The 18,248-nt window shown below is 63.2% G+C and carries 20 protein-coding genes and 2 pseudogenes; 8 read left to right on the top strand and 14 right to left on the bottom strand.

All coding sequences use genetic code 11. The features are described 5' to 3' along the window. Nucleotides 1-369: 369 nt before the first annotated feature. On the bottom strand, nt 370-1,551 hold the full coding sequence (locus LKE06_RS14100) for a hypothetical protein (RefSeq protein WP_227999085.1): 1,182 nt from the start codon (nt 1,549-1,551) through the stop codon (nt 370-372). Beyond that, nucleotides 1,538-2,623 carry a hypothetical protein gene (locus LKE06_RS14095; protein ID WP_227999084.1) on the bottom strand — a complete coding sequence of 362 codons (1,086 nt, stop codon included), beginning with the start codon at nt 2,621-2,623 and terminating at the stop codon, nt 1,538-1,540. Before LKE06_RS14095 ends, LKE06_RS14100 begins: the two co-directional genes overlap by 14 nt. A gap of 276 nt (nt 2,624-2,899) precedes the next feature. On the opposite strand from LKE06_RS14095, the gene LKE06_RS14090 reads away from it, so the two are divergent. The 5 genes from LKE06_RS14090 (at nt 2,900) to LKE06_RS14070 (ending at nt 8,528) form a co-directional block, all read left to right on the top strand. Next, on the top strand, nt 2,900-4,486 hold the full coding sequence (locus LKE06_RS14090) for a pyridoxal phosphate-dependent decarboxylase family protein (protein WP_227999083.1): 1,587 nt from the start codon (nt 2,900-2,902) through the stop codon (nt 4,484-4,486). Continuing rightward, nucleotides 4,486-5,406, top strand: coding sequence for a class I SAM-dependent methyltransferase (locus LKE06_RS14085; protein ID WP_227999082.1), 921 nt, complete (start codon nt 4,486-4,488; stop codon nt 5,404-5,406). The genes LKE06_RS14090 and LKE06_RS14085 overlap by 1 nt, the downstream gene beginning before the upstream one ends. Next, on the top strand, nt 5,403-6,179 hold the full coding sequence (locus LKE06_RS14080; RefSeq protein ID WP_227999081.1) for a nucleotidyltransferase domain-containing protein: 777 nt from the start codon (nt 5,403-5,405) through the stop codon (nt 6,177-6,179). Before LKE06_RS14085 ends, LKE06_RS14080 begins: the two co-directional genes overlap by 4 nt. Nucleotides 6,180-6,192: 13 nt before the next feature. Beyond that, nucleotides 6,193-7,959, top strand: a complete 1,767-nt coding sequence (gene argS / locus LKE06_RS14075; protein WP_227999080.1) for an arginine--tRNA ligase — start codon at nt 6,193-6,195, stop codon at nt 7,957-7,959. 329 nt (nt 7,960-8,288) lie between these two features. Beyond that, nucleotides 8,289-8,528 carry an NUDIX hydrolase gene (locus tag LKE06_RS14070; RefSeq protein ID WP_227999079.1) on the top strand — a complete coding sequence of 80 codons (240 nt, stop codon included), beginning with the start codon at nt 8,289-8,291 and terminating at the stop codon, nt 8,526-8,528. A 114-nt stretch (nt 8,529-8,642) separates the two neighbouring features. On the opposite strand, the gene LKE06_RS14065 is transcribed toward LKE06_RS14070, so the two are convergent. The 9 genes from LKE06_RS14065 to LKE06_RS14030 all read right to left on the bottom strand — a co-directional run bounded on the left by LKE06_RS14065 (nt 8,643) and on the right by LKE06_RS14030 (nt 12,395). Further along, complete coding sequence (locus tag LKE06_RS14065; protein WP_227999078.1) at nt 8,643-8,819, bottom strand: hypothetical protein; 177 nt, start codon at nt 8,817-8,819, stop codon at nt 8,643-8,645. An 89-nt stretch (nt 8,820-8,908) separates the two neighbouring features. Next, a complete protein-coding gene (locus LKE06_RS14060) occupies nt 8,909-9,343 on the bottom strand; it encodes a DUF4254 domain-containing protein (RefSeq protein WP_227999077.1) in 435 nt (144 codons plus the stop codon). Next, entirely contained in the window at nt 9,340-9,471 is a 132-nt protein-coding gene (locus LKE06_RS32535) for a hypothetical protein (protein ID WP_255648582.1), read from the bottom strand. Before LKE06_RS32535 ends, LKE06_RS14060 begins: the two co-directional genes overlap by 4 nt. Before the next feature lie 67 nt (nt 9,472-9,538). Further along, a complete protein-coding gene (locus tag LKE06_RS14055; protein WP_227999076.1) occupies nt 9,539-9,919 on the bottom strand; it encodes a hypothetical protein in 381 nt (126 codons plus the stop codon). Nucleotides 9,920-10,100: 181 nt separating this feature from the next. Then, nucleotides 10,101-10,592 carry a hypothetical protein gene (locus tag LKE06_RS14050; protein ID WP_227999075.1) on the bottom strand — a complete coding sequence of 164 codons (492 nt, stop codon included), beginning with the start codon at nt 10,590-10,592 and terminating at the stop codon, nt 10,101-10,103. Nucleotides 10,593-10,701: 109 nt separating this feature from the next. Then, nucleotides 10,702-10,902, bottom strand: a complete 201-nt coding sequence (locus LKE06_RS14045) for a hypothetical protein (RefSeq protein WP_227999074.1) — start codon at nt 10,900-10,902, stop codon at nt 10,702-10,704. Beyond that, nucleotides 10,899-11,231, bottom strand: a complete 333-nt coding sequence (locus tag LKE06_RS14040; protein ID WP_227999073.1) for a hypothetical protein — start codon at nt 11,229-11,231, stop codon at nt 10,899-10,901. Before LKE06_RS14040 ends, LKE06_RS14045 begins: the two co-directional genes overlap by 4 nt. Before the next feature lie 142 nt (nt 11,232-11,373). Continuing rightward, a complete protein-coding gene (locus tag LKE06_RS14035; protein ID WP_227999072.1) occupies nt 11,374-11,814 on the bottom strand; it encodes a DNA-directed RNA polymerase subunit beta in 441 nt (146 codons plus the stop codon). Nucleotides 11,815-11,948: 134 nt separating this feature from the next. Continuing rightward, nucleotides 11,949-12,395 (bottom strand): hypothetical protein, encoded by a 447-nt coding sequence (locus tag LKE06_RS14030; protein ID WP_227999071.1) that lies wholly within the window; start codon nt 12,393-12,395, stop codon nt 11,949-11,951. Nucleotides 12,396-12,795: 400 nt separating this feature from the next. On the opposite strand from LKE06_RS14030, the gene LKE06_RS14025 reads away from it, so the two are divergent. The 3 genes and pseudogenes from LKE06_RS14025 to LKE06_RS14015 form a co-directional block, all read left to right on the top strand. Further along, nucleotides 12,796-13,692 (top strand): helix-turn-helix domain-containing protein, encoded by an 897-nt coding sequence (locus tag LKE06_RS14025; protein WP_227999070.1) that lies wholly within the window; start codon nt 12,796-12,798, stop codon nt 13,690-13,692. After that, entirely contained in the window at nt 13,689-14,141 is a 453-nt protein-coding gene (locus LKE06_RS14020) for a DUF397 domain-containing protein (RefSeq protein WP_227999069.1), read from the top strand. The genes LKE06_RS14025 and LKE06_RS14020 overlap by 4 nt, the downstream gene beginning before the upstream one ends. Before the next feature lie 167 nt (nt 14,142-14,308). Continuing rightward, a pseudogene (locus tag LKE06_RS14015) lies at nt 14,309-14,510 on the top strand (IS256 family transposase); the annotation flags it as partial. Between the two features lie 151 nt (nt 14,511-14,661). Here LKE06_RS14015 and LKE06_RS14010 read toward each other — a convergent pair. The 3 genes and pseudogenes from LKE06_RS14010 to LKE06_RS14000 all read right to left on the bottom strand — a co-directional run bounded on the left by LKE06_RS14010 (nt 14,662) and on the right by LKE06_RS14000 (nt 18,165). Continuing rightward, nucleotides 14,662-16,181 (bottom strand): annotated as a pseudogene (locus LKE06_RS14010) (ISL3 family transposase). Then, nucleotides 16,124-16,933 carry a response regulator gene (locus tag LKE06_RS14005; protein ID WP_308188356.1) on the bottom strand — a complete coding sequence of 270 codons (810 nt, stop codon included), beginning with the start codon at nt 16,931-16,933 and terminating at the stop codon, nt 16,124-16,126. Before LKE06_RS14005 ends, LKE06_RS14010 begins: the two are co-directional and overlap by 58 nt. Further along, nucleotides 16,930-18,165 (bottom strand): sensor histidine kinase, encoded by a 1,236-nt coding sequence (locus LKE06_RS14000; protein ID WP_227999068.1) that lies wholly within the window; start codon nt 18,163-18,165, stop codon nt 16,930-16,932. The genes LKE06_RS14005 and LKE06_RS14000 overlap by 4 nt, the downstream gene beginning before the upstream one ends. Nucleotides 18,166-18,248 lie beyond the last annotated feature (83 nt).

Below are 18,248 nucleotides of genomic sequence, written 5' to 3'. Positions count from 1 at the left end.
GGTTCGTTGGGCCGCCAAGCCACAGGCGCACGGCACCACAATAGAACTGCTGTTTCAACATCCATCGATCAATCGGTGGGCGAACGAGTTACGGCGTTTGGCGAGCCAGTCGGCGTGCTCGATGACCGTCCTCGCCTCCTCGCCTCCTCGCCTCCTCGCCTCCTCGTGTTCGCGATGTCGCGGATGACTCGGGTGACAGTGCGACGATAAGTGCTGACACGGTTGCTGAGGATGGTTCGGTTCCGTTGTTGATGATCGAGTCCACGTCGGCATGTAGATCGCACTCGAGGCTGATCCGCACGACGTCACGGAACGCGGCCCATGGCCGGACGGCTGGCCATCGTTGGTGGTTTCACCGTGGAAATATCATTAGGGAGCAGCGGCCGAGAGGGTAGGAGAGCCTCCCGGGCCCCCGACGGCCGGCCCCTCCGGCCATAGCTCTTCAAGGTCGGTTGGAGTGAGTGGCGCACGGTACCCGGCTTGAAGCACCTGTCGAATCGGCGAGGCCTCGCTATCTGCGAGGTTGGTAAACCAGTCGATGCCAGCTGCGTACGCCCACATGTAGGTTCTGAGCTGCGGATCTGTGCTGCGGTCAGCCAGAAGCCCGGCGATCTGGCTGTCTTTCCACCACGGCACACGAGAGCGCGCATGTCGCGCGCATTCCTCGACCGATGTGCCAGCGTTCAGGGCGATGTGCAGTTCGGCGCGGACGAGGTGGAGGTAGTGATCGATCCGCACCCGTGTAACCAAAGCCTCGTCATCGCGCGCGACGAACAGCGGCATCGTCTGGGCCAAGCCCTCCAACAGAACCTGCTGCGGGCCATGAACAGACGACAGGCGTACCCAGGGGACACCTTCGCTCACGCAGTGCGCGGCGATACTGGCGCTTTGCAAGCCATGGCTCAAGACCTCGTGCAATGCGAACTGCCGCGCCTGGGTCTTTGTATAACTCGCATTGCGCATGTTCAGCCGCAGTCGGACCCGCTGCCCGGCACCGTCGAGCCAGTACCCCCAATACGCGTCGACGTCGACTTTCTCAATCGTCAGTTCGTATGCGGCGTCAGTCCCTGTCGCGCGGCGGACAGCTGACTCGTAGTCGGTCGCGGCCTCGCGGATCGCATCCGGCGCGGCGGCGGCATCGATCGGGCCTTCGGCCTCGGCGAGATCAACGGCAGTGGACTCGCCCCATCTGACACCACGGCCTTCGACACATTGGCGAGCGATCTCACCCTTGGCGATGACGTAGTCGGCTGGCCACCCGGCCGCGGGACAGCCTTGGGTCGCACGGACGTAGTCATCGAGGGCAGGGCGCTCCCCCATGAGCGCCCGCAAATAGGCGAGATCCGCTTTGATCCGCTGTGAGACCGAGGGCTCTTCGATCTCCTGGATCAGCCCGCTCAATCGCCGCAGTGTCCCGAGCCTGTCGACGGGTTTCGGCGCCTCGCCTGTAGGAGGGAAGAAATCGAAGTCGACCACGGCGGGTGCGCCCCGGTCGATCTCGTGCTGGTTCCAGGCGCGGATGGCGTGCTCGACAGCGTCACGAATGCTCACGGGTAACCTTCCAGCGGAGTGTGACTGATTGGCTCGGGCGGAGGTATTTCCGGGTCAGCGTGATAATGACATCGCTATTTTCGCAGTCCCAGACAAGGTCTTCGGTTGCGGAGTTCTCTGCACCATTCTGCTGCTCTTCAATCGCGGAGCAACTGATCAAATCTCCAGCGTCGTTGTGCCGCAAGTTGATTGCGAAGCCGCGAGTGTGGTTGTAGATCGTTTGCCGCCAGTAGAGCGCGTCGAGGAATTTTCCGCCGTCGCATGTATATCCAACTATGGCGGACTCGTTCGGTTGAATTGCTGGTGAAAATTGACATGAGAATTTCGACAGGTTTGGGGTGTCGTGGACCCGTTGGATGGCGACACGACGTGTGCTCTCGCGCCAGGGCCTGATATCGAGCTTGCCGTCGGTGTATTCGAACCAAAGTTCGCGCGACACGCGAGTCAAGGGCCGGTCGGTCATATTCAATATTTCGTAGCGATAGGTCAGGTGAGCGGATCCGTCGCCGCCTATTTCGATGTCGACGCGGGCGTCGACATCGATGATGTTCCCGACCAAGGAAGCGAACTGGCTGATTTCATGGTCGCTGAAGCGTTGGTCTTTCCTGAGCTCTCGCAGTCGATGCTCATGCTGGGTCTCCTCGCCGACACCCAAGGCGCTGCTGACCGACCGGTCTGCGCGCCCTCCCTCCCCACAAGGCTCCGGACCCCACTCGACCACACCGAAATTTGTTCGGTTGATACGGTTTTCGATGACCCCGAGAAATTCCCTCTCATCGAGGGGCTCCTCAGCGCCGACTGCGGTTTGCTCCTCGTCGGCATATGGCTCGAATAGCTCAGCCGCTGTGTAACCGGGGAGCATCTCCTCCAAGACCCGGCAATGATCAGGGTAGGGCAGCCCCTTCAATTCACCCGACAACCAGCGGTGGAACTGCGCGCGGCTGGGGTAGGTGCCCACAAGATCACCGTCGATCCTTCGGGCAACCTTGTCGTACTCGCGGCAAAACGCGCGATGCGTCTGCAGGTGCCGCTGACGCAACACAACTTTGAGGCGCATCAGCGCAGCCGCCACTCCCCGACCCTTCGTTAGCGCTTCGACCTACCGAAGGTAACACAGACGAGACCGAGAGGAGACAGCACTGGAATCAGAAGTCGCAGAAGGTAAGTCGGTGGTATCGAGATGCGACGTCACTCCTCGGCAAGGTCTTAGATGCCGACAACGCAAAGGCAGGGCCGATGGTACGACGCGAGCGGAAAGTCTCCAATGAAGCCGATGAGCCCGGCGGAGAGCTGACCGTGCTTCCCGTGCTATCGGTACCTGCCTCCAACCGCGAGGGAGGTCTGGTCGTTGACCACACCACAGCACCACACCCACGTTGCTTGCTCTATGGGGTACGAACAGCAATCCCCCGCCGAGGTGACGAGCCACGTTGAGCTCGTCGTACCCCGACAGACCTCCCCGAACGCTCCGACAACCTTGCTGCATCGTGTGCTCGACATCGGCCTGTCGTTCAAGCAGCAAACCGATATCTTCGCGAAGCGGTTGTCACCGAGCCAGATCCGCGATCGTCTCGTTACCGACCTGCCGGTTGCGTCGACCCCCGCAGCAGAGGTGGTGCAGCTGTTCGAGAATGAGGTGTTGCCGCTGTGTAAGAACGAAGCGAGTCCTCAGTTCCTTGGCTTCGGCGATACCGGCGACGACCTCGGCGCTCTGTCTGGGGCGATTCTGGCGATTCTCACCCAACAGAACATGATCAACCAGAGTTTCGACTCACCCAGTGCCACGTTCATTGAGATTGCTGTTCTGAGGTGGTTGCGCAGCCTGCTCGGATACAGCAATCCGCCAGTAGCCGACGTCGCCACCGTGTGGGATGTGGGCGGTATGGTGACCCACGGCGGCACCACAAGCAACACGATCGCGATGATGCTCGCGCGCGAGGCCATGGCACCGGGCACGATGCAGAACGGCGTCGTCGACGCAGGGCAGTTCGGAGTGATTGTGCCGCGCGGAATAGGGCACTACAGCATAAAGAGCGCATTGACTTGGATCGGACTCGGCGCTCGGGTAATCGAGGTTGACACCCACGAATTCCGCTATGACACTGACGCTCTCGCTCAGGCGCTGCACGACAACGCTGGCCAGATTATGGCTGTGGTCGCTTACGCAGGCGACAGCAGAACGCAGACAGTGGAGCACCTGCGAGCAGTGCACGATCTGGTGAGATCTGCGGACCCGAGCATTTGGCTGCACGCCGATGCGTGTTGGGGACTGGTCGCGACGTTCAGCCCTCGATTGCGCGACCGCGTCGATGGTATCGAGCTGTTCGACAGCGTCACCGTCGACCCGCACAAAGTGATGGCTGTCCCCTACGGGCTAAGTGCTCTACTCGTCCGGTGCCCCGAGGTTCTGCGCACGATCTCGAGCTACTCGGACTTGATCATGCAGGAGGACTTCGCGTTCGGTCAGGTCACACCGTTCATCGGTACGAAGGGTTGGCTGTCTCTGAAGCTATGGATGATGATGCTCACCGCAGGGCGCACCGGGCTCGCTGAACTGGCGGAACATCGTATTGAGCACGTGCAACGATTCTCGCGACTGTTGGACAAGCACCCCAGGTTCATCCGCCTGCACGACCCAGACCTGGCGGCGGTGGCATTTGTCTACCTGCCCACAGGGGTCACCCTGCCTGCCAGCAACGAGGACATCGGGCGGGTAAACAACCTCAATCGGCGACTGCATGAGCGCATGCTCGAAGACGGCCGATGGTATCTCCATCGGTTCAGCCTGCCAGACGATCTCGGACGAATCAGGCGCGGAGCGTTGCTGCAGTCGTTGCGATTCATGGCCAACAATCCCAATCTCAGCGAAGCGCACATGGTCGATGTCCTCGTCTATCTCGACCAGCTCGCGCTCGAAGCCGAAGGGTCTCTGTGATGACCGAACTTGACGACTTCCGATCAGTTTACGAAGTGTCCGGCGTGTATGACCGGCTGTTATTGCCGCACTATTATCACGGTCGCGAAGACATCGACCTAATTTCCGATCTGATGCAGCAACATCATGGCGAGCCAGCCGCAGACCTTGAGATCGTCGAGTTCGGCTGCGGCACAGGCAGAGTCACCTCATCACTGGACCCACACGCTCGAAAGCTCGTCGTCGCCGACTACAGCGACACCATGATCGAAGCGGCTACCGCCCGATTCCCACGGGCTGAAACGATCTGCGCGGACACCAGAGACGCCGTCACCCGTCTGCACGCTGACGGTCGTGCTGGACATTTCAATGTGGTGGGAGCGTTCTGGTCGTTGAGCTACCCGCTCGGTGAGTTCTTCGAGACTATGACTCCCACTGGGATCCGGCCGACGGCCGATCAGCACGGATCTCGCAGCGCAGCGGTCGAGTTCGTGCACGACCTGCTCGGCTTATTGGCCTCGGACGGCCACATGCTGGCCTTGTTCTTCGACGCGGACACGCCCGAGCAACGCCTCGTCACACGACAGTGGGAACGCATCGCGCCCTTCCCAGAGGGCGGGCGACGCTATACGCGCGACCTTCTGCTCGACGCTTTGCGCGAAGCTGAGGACCTCGGACACGGCACACTGACCCACATTCGCTACGGCGGAACAGCATTGGCCCGCGACCGTGATGCAGCGCAGAAATGGTTCGAAGCAGTGCATCTCAAGAACCACCCGCTACTCGTCCGCGATCGGCAAGTGCGTGCCGAGGTAGCGGAGTTCATCGCCCACCATGAGCAGCCCGACGGCCAGATCGCGATACCCAGCGGTGTCCATGTAATCGACTTCCATACCGTTGTTCATCCGAGCTGTCACCTACCGATGCAGGCGCAACGATGACGCCCCCGTTGCACATCTTTGACTTCGCGAGCCGAATCCGTCACGACTACGTCGGTTCGAGCGGCTATGGCCTCGCCTACGGCTCGCATGCATGCGGGGATGCCACACCAACCTCGGATCTGGATCTTGTACTGGTCGGGCCGACACCCCTCACCAGCGAAGCCATCGCTCCACTGGTATCCGCCGTTCGCGCTCTGCACAACGAGTTTGACCTGGAGCTCGACACAGAAGTCGACTACGAGGTGAAGCTATTCGCGACCTTCGACGATGCCGGCGAAGCTGGATCCCTACGCTGCTTCGACATTGAGTCGCCCCCGCTTCGCGTTGCAGAGGTTGTTGCCGAGCCGTGGTTCCTCAACTCTGATAAATTCCGGCTGCGCCTATTGCTCAACGCACTGACCAGCCCGCATGTGTTTCTCGGCGGTGATGTGCTCTCGTACGAAGATCATCGTCACCGGGCTGTAAGGGCGCTTGCACTGCTCGCCTTAGGGCTCCACGCCGGTTCACCGATCAGCATCGGCGATGCCCTCACCGCCGTTACCGTCGGGCCTAGCGGATCGGTGGGCGAGGATTTCCTCGGCTACCACCCCAGCGCCCAGTTGCACTCGACCTTGCGTCACGGTCTCGCAGGGCTGGTCACCGAGGGAATCATCAGCGAGATCGACAGCACACACTTCCAGCAGGACCCAGATCGCACTCTCTCAGCCATCAAGCAGTCGACAGCAACCTGGACAAGCGCGCCTGGGACAATGGCGCCCGTCCCTTTCAACTAGGAGGAAAACGCGCGTGTCCGATTCCGGGGTACTGCCGCTGCTCGGTCAAGTCTCAGCTGCCGTGGCCGAGGCGATCAACCGAACCCGTCCAGAAATGGCGGGAGTAGACCCGGTTGTCCGACGATCCACGCACGCCGACTTCCAATCCAACGCTGCTCTGGCGCTGGCCAAACGCCTCAATATGAGCTCCCGCGTACTGGGCGCTGAGTTGATTGAGGCGCTCGATTCAGATGCGGACCGGCTGCTCGAATCGGTGGAACTGGCCGGGCCGGGGTTTCTCAACATCACAGTCCCCGACCACTCCGTCTGGCAACAGGTCTCGGCGCGTTTGGCTGACGACCGCCTCGGCGTCCCGGCCTCGGAAGATGGTCGGCGCACGGTGATCGACTACTCCGCACCCAATATCGCCAAAGAAATGCATGTCGGGCATCTGCGCACGACCATCATCGGCGACAGCCTGGCCCGCGTGCTCGGGTTCCTCGGCGCGGACGTGACCCGCCAGAATCACTTGGGCGACTGGGGAACCCAGTTCGGGATGCTCATCCAATACATTGACGAACATCCTGACGCACGATGGCGCCACGACGACCTCACCGTGGACACCTCGGCCGTGTCAGCATTGGACACACTTTACAAAGCCGCCCGCGCCGCGTTCGACGCCGACGCCGAGTTCGCTGACCGCTCCCGCACCCGGGTGGTCGCGCTGCAGTCCGGTGACCCCGCCACTCTGGCCCGATGGAGCGAGATCGTCACCGAATCCGAGAAGGCGTTCGGGGAGATCTACAACCGCCTCGGTGTCCTGCTCACCAGCGACGACTACGTGGGTGAGTCGTTCTACAACCCGATGCTCGCCGACACCATCAAAGAACTCGTCGACAAGGGCATCGCCGTCGACAGCGACGGCGCTCTGGTCATCTTCTCCGAAGAGGTCACCGGCCCCGACGACAAGCCGGTCCCTCTGATGGTTCGCAAACGCGACGGCGGCTATGGCTACGACACCACCGACCTCGCCACCATCCGCTACCGCATCACAAGCCTCGACGCCGACCGGCTGCTGTATGTCACCGACTCTCGTCAAGCCCTGCACTTCCGCCTGATCTTCGAAGCAGCGCGCCGCGCTGGATGGCTGACCGATGCCATCGATGCCGAACACATCGCCTACGGCACCGTCCTGGGACCCGATGGACGGCCCTTCAAAACCCGCGCGGGCGGCACTGTTCGACTGATGGACTTGCTCAACGACGCTGTCTCTACCGCGCGAGCCATCGTCGCAGAGAAGAACCCGGACCTGCCACCAGCCGACCTGGACAAGATCGCCGAGCAATCCGGAATCGGAGCGGTTAAGTACGCCGACCTCTCAACATCCCGGGTGAAGGACTACACCTTCGACCTCGACCGCATGGTCGCATTCAATGGAAACACCGGCGTCTACCTCCAGTACGCCCACGCCAGAATCAAATCCATCCTCCGCAAAGCAGGCGGCCACACCACCATTGTCGACGCCAACATCCCCCTTGAACCTGCCGAGCGGGCGTTGGCGATGGAACTCGATGACTACGCCACGACGGTTGCGGAGGTCGGCGCAACTCTCGAACCACATCGCCTTTGCGGGTACCTCTACGACCTCGCTCGCGACTTCACATCCTTCTACGACAACTGCCCTGTCCTTGCGGCCGACGAACCCATCCGCGGAAACCGGCTCGCTCTCTGCCAGCTCACCGCACGCACCCTCGAGCACGGACTCAGCCTTCTTGGCATCGCGGCACCAGAGCGAATGTGAGGCTGCGAAGCGACAGTCCTTATTGGCCAACCTGTCGGGCGTGTCAATGACGTGTCTGATCCCGCCCTGCGGGCGTCCGGTTGTTCCCGCCGGGGCGGATCTCATGGCTGCCGCTGACATGGGCTTCGCAGCGGCACGATTGGGAGCTGGGGCAGGCTGATCTGTAGGCGTCGGGGCGGGCGGGAGCAGCGCTGACGAAGCCGGGTCGTGTCAGTTCTGCCGGATGGGGAAGATCCGCCAAGCGGGATCGAAAGAAGCATGTGCAGAAGCCTGTTCGGGTCTGCGTGGGCGGCGCGCTGTAGGGGCTGCTGGTGCTCTACGCCCAGCACGTGAGCACGATCGCCCGCCTACAGGTCGACAACGTCGATCGCACCGAGGAACAGGTATCCATCCGGTTCGGCGCTGTGCCCATTGTCCTTCCGCCACCACTGGATTCGCTGATGGTCGAGTGGATCGACACACGCCGAGGAAACACGCTGCTCGCCGCACCGGGAACGTGGTTGTTTCCGGGCAGGCATCCAGGCAAACCGATCAGCGACAGCGGGCTGGCCTTGCAGCTGCGGGGATGATCGGCCAGCTCGGAGTTGCCGGGTGCGAGAGTTCTTGCACGGCAACGGTAGTAGACATTCAGCCCGACAAGTTCGGCTTGCATCTTGCGATTGCAGGCGCCACAGCGGATATCTTCATCGCCCGGTGCAGGGGCAGGCATTGTGGTGGACAGCGTGGTGGCGGCTCATAGCCGGGATCGCGGTGTCGGTGTCGAGCGGCCCGGGGTCGGTGAGGTAGTCAGCGAAGGTCGTTGCCTGGTCGGGGTCTGCCTGGTTTTGGTGGTCGGGTTCGAGTGGAATGAGAGCGTTCATGTCATCGCCTGTCGTGTTTCGGTCGGGGAAAGACCTGTCGTGTTTCGGTCGGGGAAAGACGTTGGGGTGCAGTGCCCGCAGGGTGGTTGTCACCATTGGGTGGTGAGTTGGGGTAGGCGGCGGGTGCCGCGGGCGAGGTCTTCGGCGAGGTCGTCGTAGGCGTTGCCGAGGTCGTCGAGTTGGGTGCGGGCGTCGTCGAACAACTCGTCGGGGGCGGCGGTGAGCGCGATGTAGTTTTGGACGGTCAATTGCGCGATTTGGTCGACGACTTGGCCCATCGTGTGGGTGTGCAGTTTGGCGGCCGGGAACGGCACTGGTGTGGCGAGTTGGACCCATTGGTCGATCTCGCGCATCAGCCTGATTCGGTGCGCGTCGGTTTCTTCCAGAGCTGACCACGGGGTGTTTTCTCGGGTCTCGTGCAGACCAGCGAGTTCCCCGGCGGCGTCGAGCATCGGGTGATCGGTGATGATCGGGAATCCGCGGCACGCGGCCAGCAGCACGGCCTTGTCGGGCAGCCCGGTCACCAGCGATCCCCCACAACACTCGACCGGCGCCCGACCGTGATCAACGCACCGTTGTTGCCGGAGGTGACGGCCCGGTAGTCGATGCCGTCGTCGGTGCTCAGCCATCCCGGGTGGTCGGTGATGAACATGAGGTTTGGTGATCCTTTCGGTCCTCGGGGTGGGCGGTGGCGAGGAGGTGTTCGACCAGCGGTGTCCTCAGCCATCGCGCCCGACCTCGGCGGGGTGGGCCCGACCGTCGAGGGTGTCCTCGATGGTGTCGGTGGTGAGGACGCGGATGTGGCGCGTGTTGGCGGTGATCGTGTGTAGGCCGTGCGGGAGGTGGGTGTGGTCGGGGACGACCACGGCGACCACTGCCGGGTTGGCCACGGCGGCGCGGGTGAGCGCGGCGACGGTTTCGCCGTGGGTGTGGTGGTCGAGATAGGTTCCGCCCCAGCTGTATCCGCACTCGGCGGCGCGGGCACGCATCGGCGCACCGACCTCGATCACTGTCTGCCCGGCCGGGATGCGGGCGGTATCGATATAGCCGAGCACGACCGGCGCTGACTCGGGGGCGGGTTTACGTCGGGATCGCAACATCAGCGATTCACTCCCCGACGGGACTCGACGAAGCGGGTGTTTGCGGCGTAGACGGTGGTGGTGCGGTGAACCGGTCCACGTTGGCGGGGTCGAGCGCGACAACAGCGATCCACAGGTGGCATGGGGGTCCCGGCGGCGGGAACGGATTCTGCTCGGCGCGGTGCCGTCAGATCGGCGGTGTTCATTGCGAGTCCGCCTGCGCCGCAGCGGTTTCGACCGCATCGACCACGGCAGCGAATGAAGGCCGTGAGTGCCCGTCGGGCAGGTGCAGCCAGCACCGTTTGGCGTTGCCCGGGGTCGGCAGAGCGATCAGCGCGCCCGAGAACAGCGGTACCGCACTGTGTGTGAACAACTCGACGTTCAGCTGGGCGATATCGTCGGTCGGTGTCGGTGGATCGGTGAGGAACACCCACACGCGGTGACCGACCGAGAACACCGGCACCGACCCGGCACCGAGAAGGGTTCTGACGTGTGGGCCGACCGTATTTGTTGTGATCACCGCCGACACGCGTCCGGCGACCATCGTGATCGCGCCGGTGCGCGGGTCGCGGAAGGTGTTGAACCCGAACTCATCTCGATACACCCGGCAGCGTTGATCGATCGCGAGTCCTGGATCGGTGTCGCTGGCTTCGGTGCCGGTGCTGTCGGCAGTGGAAACCGTTGCTGTGGCCATGTGGATCTGCCTCTCATATTGATGGATATTCACGGGTCCGCGCGTACCGCGGGTAGAACGACGTGGCGGCGAGGAGAAGCGGACTGGTCGCTTCGCGACCTGGGGCCAGCTATTTCCAGAGTTCGCCGCAGGGGAGTTCGGGAAGGTCGGGGCCGACTTCGTTGTCCACGGTGAAAGTGAGTTCGGTGGCATCAGCGGCAGTAGCCAGGTGCGCGGCGACGCTGCCGATCTGCTCGGCGCTGCCCTGGAAATCCAGTGCGAGCGGCCCGGATTCGATGTGGATATGCCGGACACGGCGTGAGGATTTCATCGGCACAGCCCCGAGCTGGCGATGAAATCGCCTACCATGCCGCAGATGTCGATGCGGGGCCAGTAGCCGGACGGAGACACTGTCCACACATCGCAGTCACGGCGCACCGCATCAAGCCATCCACTCACACGCAACACGACCACCACACCGATTCCCGACGTCGCGAAGCTGGCCAACAGCACACTCAGGTCCGCGCCTGAACGCATGACCGAGACAGCACGTAAATCCAGCCGGGTACAGCGAGCAACCTCACGGATCGTCGCCACTACGGTGGGGACCTGTTCCCCCGATCGATCCCAGATCCCGTAGGCCCGCACCCGCCCGGTCACGACCGACGCCCAACACTCGAATCCGCCCAACCCCGCCCACGCAACGCCGGGACATGAACGAGCGGACCCTCGCCTGGCAGATCGGATCGAACCCACTCATCAGGCCCGCCGTAATCCCACAGATATCCGAACGCCTGTGCCGTCATCGCGCACTCACCGCCACCACCGCGTCCAGCACGATCCGCATCACCGGTCGAAATCCGTTGCACGGCAAAAACAGCCACCGCCAGACACCCGAACCTCCATCGCTGGGTGAGGGCAGCACGATATGCGTACCACCGAGACTGACGTTCAGCCGCAGCAGAGTCGCGAAGATCGTGTGTTCGTAACCGTCAGGCGGACCGGTCACAAACGTCATGCGCGCCGTGTCCCGGTGCTCAATCACCGGACCGAGCTGCCGGTCCATCGCCAGCCACGTCGCGACCCTCTCCCCCAGTGGCGATGGCATCACCACCGCATCGACGAGGCCATCAATCCTGTGAACGACGATCCGCCTCGTCCGCGGCACAACTTCCACCGGAAGCTCCAGAACCCGCCGATACCAACCGCATTGATCCGCCGTCTCGATATCCGTGGACGACATCGCGGGCCGCACCAGGCGGTGCGCGACATCGAGCGCGACCGACCTGCTTGACGTGCGGCTTCGCCTCGGAATTGGCGGCTCGGTCCTGCCCCCTGCTCGCAGTGTTCGGCAGGCAACGGGGTCGGCGTGGGGGTTCACCGCGCGCTCCTGCATAGCCGGACCGCATCGATCACGTGATCCGGCGGTGGCCTATACGAATCCTTGGGCATCACCAGCCACCGGAACCTGCCGTCGCGTGGCGTCGGCAACCGAATCTCGTACCCGTACTGCACCAACTGCGCTTCGACGGCCACCAGCATCCCGAAGGTAGCCACATCCCACAGGTGATGCCCGACAGCACCAGTGAGCATCGTCCACCAAGATCGCGACGCGCCATCGATCTCGACCACGACCGGGCCCTGCACAACCAGCCGATCACGCACACGCTGACCCAACGGCGCGGGCATCCTCACCGCACCGGCCCCGCCGACCCGCATGAAAATCGGGCCGACGCCATCACGCACAAACGCATCAAACCCACATACGTGCCTGTAATAACCACACAGCTCGATCGCCTTGTCCACATGACCCGGCGCACTCATCGGATAACCCCGGTGCAAAAAACGATCCGGCCAAGGTCCGGGGGCTCCACCGCGGGCGGCCCCAGGACCGAGCGGTAGCGCAGACATCGTTGCATCGCTCTGTCGAGAGGCCGGGATACCCACACTTCGCAGGGCGCCTCATCAGTGACATTCCCGCTGGGACCGACTTCCACGACCATCGCTCCACCTGCCTGTCTGCGGGGCTTCGGACGACCCCGGCTGAATAGACAGTGTTACGCAAGCCTGGTTTTCATGGCAATAGTTTTTATGAAACGTGTCAGAAAAACTTGGTTGCGCTAGCCTTGTGTTCGATCGTCCCCGATCACGTCACACAGTCCTTGCACCAGGCACTCTCCGGATGTTTAATTTGGTTGACACATCGAGACAACGAGGAGCAGGCATGTCCCTGGACACAGTCGGTACAGCGCTTATCCGCCGACATGTCGGCAGACGTCTCACCAAGCTGCGCGAGAAGTCGGGGCTGACTCAAGAACAGGCAGCTCAGCGGCTCGAAAAGGGTCGATCCACCATCATTCGCATGGAGGACGGTGCCGACAACGTGCGCTTCCGCGATATCGACCTCAAGGCGATGCTGGAGGTTTACGGGGCAAGCACCGAGGAAGCGACGGTTGTGCTCGCACTCGCTGCCGAGACTCGCAACGGCAAGAAGAAGGGCTGGTGGCACGACTACACCGAACTGCCCGAATGGTTCGGCCTATATGTCGTCCTGGAAGATTCTGCGACCAGCATCCGCGAGTACGAATCCGAACTCATACCCGGTCTACTCCAAACACAGGAGTACGCGGAGTTGCTGTACCGCACGCCTTCGGGATCGACCACCCCGGAGCAGGCCAAGCAGCGCGTCCAGGCACGTATGGAACGACAGAGCGTGCTCGACCGCCCAACTGCGCCTCGGTTCGTTGTCGTGCTCAACGAGGCAGTAGTCCGGCGCCCCATCGGTGACGACGGCCTAATGACCAGGCAGCTCGAGCGCTTGCTTGAAGTCGGGAAGCACTCGAACGTCTCTATCCGAATCTTGCCCTTCGCCGCCGGGATGCATGGAGGAATGGCAGCTGGGAACTCTTTTATGCTGCTGGATTTTCCCGAGGATCCGAGCGGCGAACCCATCGAGCCCTCACTCGCCTATGTGGATACGCTCACCGGCGCTATGTACCTCGATAAGCCCTCGGAGTTCGCGGCCTACGAACTGGTGTGGCGCGACGTCGACAAGAAGGCCCTCAGCGCCGCGAAATCCAAAGAACTCATCATTTCAGCACTGGAAGGATTCGCACGATGACCACCTACGGAACCGTCACCTGGCGGAAGGCCCGCCGCAGCGGTCAAGGCGGAGCCTGCGTCGAGGTCGCAGTATGGAAGAAAGCGGCTCGCAGCGGACAGAACGGCAACTGTGTCGAGGTCAAAGCGGATGGGACTGCAATCCTGATCCGGGACAGTAAGTACCTGCGTGACTCGAACAACAACCCCGAACTTCAGCCGATCATCGCCATCACCACAACGCAGTGGCACACGTTCCTTGATGTGGTCGCTGGCCGATCCTCGGATACCGTAGAGCCGCGCGTCACCGTGCACCTAGATGGGTCCGCGACTCTGACAGGTGCCAACGGTATTGCGCTCGACTACACCCCCGCCGAATGGGAAGCCTTCTCCCTCGGTGTCATCGACGGCGAATTCGACGACCTTGCCGAGGGGTGGCAGCCAGCAGCAGCCGACCTGGTGACCGCCTGAGTTCGGCGGGCACAAACACCCGTACTCGAACCCCGGCGGACTCGCGCCACCGGTCTCCGGCGGCGCGACCTCGTCGACAGAATCAGACCCGACTGTCAGTACGGCAGCGACGCCCGAGAGCGCGACGACAGTTTATTGGAAAAGCTGCTGGCGACATAGGCTGCGTCGGCACCCGAGCCGGGCGGGCACTGGCCATGGCTCAAAAGCTGATCGAGGCCCGCCCAAACCCGCTGGCGCGCAGTCAACACATCCCACCTCGTTGCGCTCGTCCGCAACGGCACCCTGTTCCACAAGGGCAAACTCCTCGAACGACCGGTCAACCTCACCTCGACGAAAGAAGGCCCATCAGGCACCGCCGAGGTCGCTTGAAACAACCCCATCCACAGGTTTTGACAATAGGGTCTGTCAAGATACTTACAGTCCCTGACAATATCTCCGAGACTCAAGTCTGTGATGTCGTGACTACCCGATGGGGGTCTGTCAAGATAACGGCTCTGGCTCAATTTCGGTGGCGGCGAGGCTATCCCAGTAGGATGCGGTGTCGGAGTAGCTCGAAGCTGGCCCGGCCATACATTTGTCGCTTGATCAGCTTGGTTTTCGTGTTGACGCCTTCGATCGGGCCGTTGCTGAAAGACACGGTCAGACCGGCGACCGCGGCGTCGTGGTCCTGATCGAGGCCGCGCAGGAACGGATCGAGCTCGGTTAGTCTCGCTTCGCGGACCTGCGTCATCCATCCGTCGAGGTCGCTGCCGCGGCGTTCGACCAGGATCGTGGCGAACTCACCGACGAGTCGGGCCAGGTCTGTCATCTCGGGGCAGGCCGCGACAAGTTCGTCCAAATGCGTTCGGCGCCCGGCGGGAAGATCTGCGGGTCGGCTCATGATCCAGGAGGTCAGCCGCCTGGGTGAGGGGCTGATGCGCTCGCTTTCAGCGCGGCCTTGGTTGAGGTATTTGTGTAGCAGGTTCAGACTGCCGGTGTAGCCGAGCGCTGTGATCTCGTGGAACAGGTGCAGGACCGGGACGCCGGGCTCTTCGGCGCGGCGACGGCGCAGGTGGTCGCGGTAGGGGTCGACCAAGCAGGCCCGGTAATACGGTGGGTGGCGCAGCTGGTCTGGCTCAGACGCGCGGGCGTAACGTTTCACGGTGTTCAACGCCAGGCCGAGGCGGCGGGTGCAGTCCAGCAGCCGGACGCCCTGATCGAGCAGGCCGTGCACCGCATGCCAACGTTCCAGCGTGGTGGTCTCGCGGGTGAGGGTTTGCCGTTTCGGGCCGGCCGCGGCCCAGCAGCGCCCGTGCGCGGCAACGACCTCTCTCACCGATCGGGCCAGGCCGTGCCACAGGTGCCAGCGGTCGCTGACCTGCAATGCCCCGGGCAGAGACCGGCGGATCGCTTCGGCGTAGGTGGCCGATCCGTCACGGACGACGACCTCGACACCAGGATTGTTCCGCAACCATGTTTCAAGGGTTTCGGATTTGCGGTCGGCCAGAACGTCGATCCGTGCGTGGGTGACAGCGTCGATCACCGCTGTGCCGTAACGGTTTCGGCGTCGCAGGGCAAAGTCGTCCACACTGACCACACGGGGAATCGGCTGATTCGGAAGCGGGATCGCCAGCAGTACCCGTACTGCGGTGTGACGGGACAACCGGACCGGCAACGCGGCAAGCACAGGACCCCGGCGCGACCGGCCAGTTCTCTCACGATCGACCGCACCTGGCCGGTCAGCCGGGTTGTTCGCCGTTGGTAGCGTTCGAGCAGACCGGGAACCTGCTCGCGGAAAGTTCTGCAGCACTGCGGCGTCGGACAGACCAACCGCCGCACCCGCACGACCACCAGGCGGCCGTCGACCGGCAGATCGGCCACCGTCCGGTGATGGTAGCTGTGAACCCTCGCCGACTCCGCGCCGCAGCGCAAGCACACCGCCGGGCCCGGCGCCGTCTTGGCCCGCACCACGACCCGCTGACCCTCATCGACAACATCATCGATCAGCAGCGCCGACAAACCCGAGAACGCAAGTCCAACAGCACCATTCGACACACACACCAAGCCATCGTGCCGTCACCGAGAGTCATCGACCACCGAAAGTGCACCAGAGCCGTTGTTCTTACAGTCCCGCCGTGTTCCGGCTGGGGCGGGTCTACCCGCACCAAACCGGATTGGTAGGCGACCACCACGACCTGGGCGCGGTTCTGCACACCCAATTTCGCGGTGGCGCGCTGGACGTGAGTGCGTACGGTCAACGGACTGACATACATCTTGCGCGCGATGTCTTCGTTGGACATGCCTTCGGCGACCATGGCGACGACTTCGCGTTCGCGGGCGGTGAGGGCCTCGAGCGATTCGGGTGTGGCGATAGGGGTTTCGGGTCGCGCAAGGTAATGGGCGATCAGCGTTCTGGTGGCGGTGGGAGAGAGAAGATTGTCGCCTGCGGCCACGGTCCGGATGCCGCGCAGGAGTTCTTCGGGTCCGATGTCCTTGCCGAGGAATCCGCTCGCGCCGGCTCGGAGCGCTTTCGCGACGTACTCATCGAATTCGAACGTGGTGAGGATCAGGATGCGGGTGCCACGCAGGGTTTCGTCGCCACAGATCTCCTGGGTGGCAGCCAGGCCGTCCATCTCGGGCATTCGAATGTCCATCACGACGACGTCGGGCTGGGCCGCCTTGGCGAGTTCGACCGCACGGCGGCCGTCTGCAGCGATTCCGACGACCGTCATGTCCTCGGCCGAGTCGACCAGCAACCGGAAGGTTCCCGTCAACAGGGCCTGGTCGTCGGCGAGCAGTACGCGAATGGTCATTGCGGTATGTCCTCGTCTTCCGGCCGCGGGGTATCGCGCGGTTCCACCGGAAGTTCGATGGTGACTTCGAATCCGCCGCCGGCTCGGTGCCCGGCGCGCAGATGCCCACCGACGGATACGGCGCGCTCGTTCATTCCGATCAAGCCATATCCCTGGCCTGCCGGGACTTCGCTGTCAGGGGTCGGTCGCGGTGCCGGACCACCGTCGTCGGTCACGCTGACGGTCAGCATCATCCGGGAGTAGACGAGCCGTACGGCAGCTGTTGCCGCGGCGCCCACGTGCTTGGTGACATTGGTCAGCGCCTCCTGCACGATCCGATAGGCGGTGAGATCGGTGCCCGGCGACAGCGGTCGCGGCACTCCACACACCGACAGCGATACAGCCAGGCCGGTGTGCTCGAAAGACGAAAGCAGGTCGGGCAGTTGGGCGAGGCCGGGCGACGGTTCGAGCGGGGCATCGGAGTCGTCCTCGCGCAACAGGCCCACGGTCGCCTTGAGCTCACGCAATGCCGAGGACGTGGAGTCGGCCAATTGATCCAGCATGTCCTGTGCCGTAGTGGGTTTGCTGCGCAACAGGTATGCGGCGGTGGAGGCTTGGGCATGCGCCAGCGCCATGTGGTGGGCGACGACGTCGTGGAGTTCGCGGGCGATACGCAGCCGCTCCTCGAACACCCGGCGGCGGGCTTCCTCCTCGCGGGTTCGTTCGGCCGATTCGACGCGCGCCTGCAACGCTGCCAGATAGTCGTGCCGGCTGCGCGTCGCTTCCGCCAGTGCCGCTGCCACGATGATCCCGGCCACGAGACTGATCCGCGGCGCGGTCAGCACCGGGGTGAAACCGTGCAGAAACGAGGCGGCCAGCAGCGCGCCGGACGCCGCCATCGGGATCACCTCGGCGGCACGCAGATCCGGACGTGACCTCAACGCATAGGCCGAGACCAACGCCGCAGCGACGCTGGCCAACGAAATCTGGAATCCCATGACGCCGATGGCGACACCACAGATGGTCGTCACCGTCACCGCGGTTCGCGGATGCTGCCGCCGCAGCAACAGCGCGACCGACGCCACCGCGGACACGACGAAGACGGCGGGCGAAGGCGACGAGACCACCACCGGTCCGGCCCTGGAATCCGCCCACGTGCTGCTATAGGTGGCCAAGCCGCACAGCAGGACGGCCACCGCCACGTCGACGACCACGGTGTGGCGTCGAGGCCATCGCGACCAATCGACAATCATGTGCGTTGCTCCTCCGCATCGTGGTGACCCTAATCCGTACGATTCGGCCGGAGCACAGCAGCCGCGTGGGCCGCCCCTACAGG

The organism is Nocardia australiensis (assembly GCF_020733705.1).
Taxonomy (GTDB): Bacteria; Actinomycetota; Actinomycetes; order Mycobacteriales; family Mycobacteriaceae; genus Nocardia; species Nocardia australiensis.
This window is presented reverse-complemented; position numbering and strand designations above follow the sequence as displayed.

What these genes read in the sequence shown, in the direction of transcription:
- LKE06_RS14025 (WP_227999070.1), top strand. Translation starts at nt 12,796, where the DNA reads ATGTCCCTGGACACAGTCGGTACAGCGCTTATCCGCCGACATGTCGGC.
- LKE06_RS14080 (WP_227999081.1), top strand. Translation starts at nt 5,403, where the DNA reads ATGACGCCCCCGTTGCACATCTTTGACTTCGCGAGCCGAATCCGTCAC.
- LKE06_RS14045 (WP_227999074.1), bottom strand. Translation starts at nt 10,902, where the DNA reads ATGAAATCCTCACGCCGTGTCCGGCATATCCACATCGAATCCGGGCCG.
- LKE06_RS14055 (WP_227999076.1), bottom strand. Translation starts at nt 9,919, where the DNA reads ATGTTGCGATCCCGACGTAAACCCGCCCCCGAGTCAGCGCCGGTCGTG.
- LKE06_RS14030 (WP_227999071.1), bottom strand. Translation starts at nt 12,395, where the DNA reads ATGAGTGCGCCGGGTCATGTGGACAAGGCGATCGAGCTGTGTGGTTAT.
- LKE06_RS14000 (WP_227999068.1), bottom strand. Translation starts at nt 18,165, where the DNA reads ATGATTGTCGATTGGTCGCGATGGCCTCGACGCCACACCGTGGTCGTC.
- LKE06_RS14050 (WP_227999075.1), bottom strand. Translation starts at nt 10,592, where the DNA reads ATGGCCACAGCAACGGTTTCCACTGCCGACAGCACCGGCACCGAAGCC.
- LKE06_RS14020 (WP_227999069.1), top strand. Translation starts at nt 13,689, where the DNA reads ATGACCACCTACGGAACCGTCACCTGGCGGAAGGCCCGCCGCAGCGGT.
- LKE06_RS32535 (WP_255648582.1), bottom strand. Translation starts at nt 9,471, where the DNA reads ATGTTCATCACCGACCACCCGGGATGGCTGAGCACCGACGACGGCATC.
- LKE06_RS14005 (WP_308188356.1), bottom strand. Translation starts at nt 16,933, where the DNA reads ATGACCATTCGCGTACTGCTCGCCGACGACCAGGCCCTGTTGACGGGA.
- LKE06_RS14035 (WP_227999072.1), bottom strand. Translation starts at nt 11,814, where the DNA reads ATGTCGTCCACGGATATCGAGACGGCGGATCAATGCGGTTGGTATCGG.
- LKE06_RS14065 (WP_227999078.1), bottom strand. Translation starts at nt 8,819, where the DNA reads ATGAACGCTCTCATTCCACTCGAACCCGACCACCAAAACCAGGCAGAC.
- LKE06_RS14085 (WP_227999082.1), top strand. Translation starts at nt 4,486, where the DNA reads ATGACCGAACTTGACGACTTCCGATCAGTTTACGAAGTGTCCGGCGTG.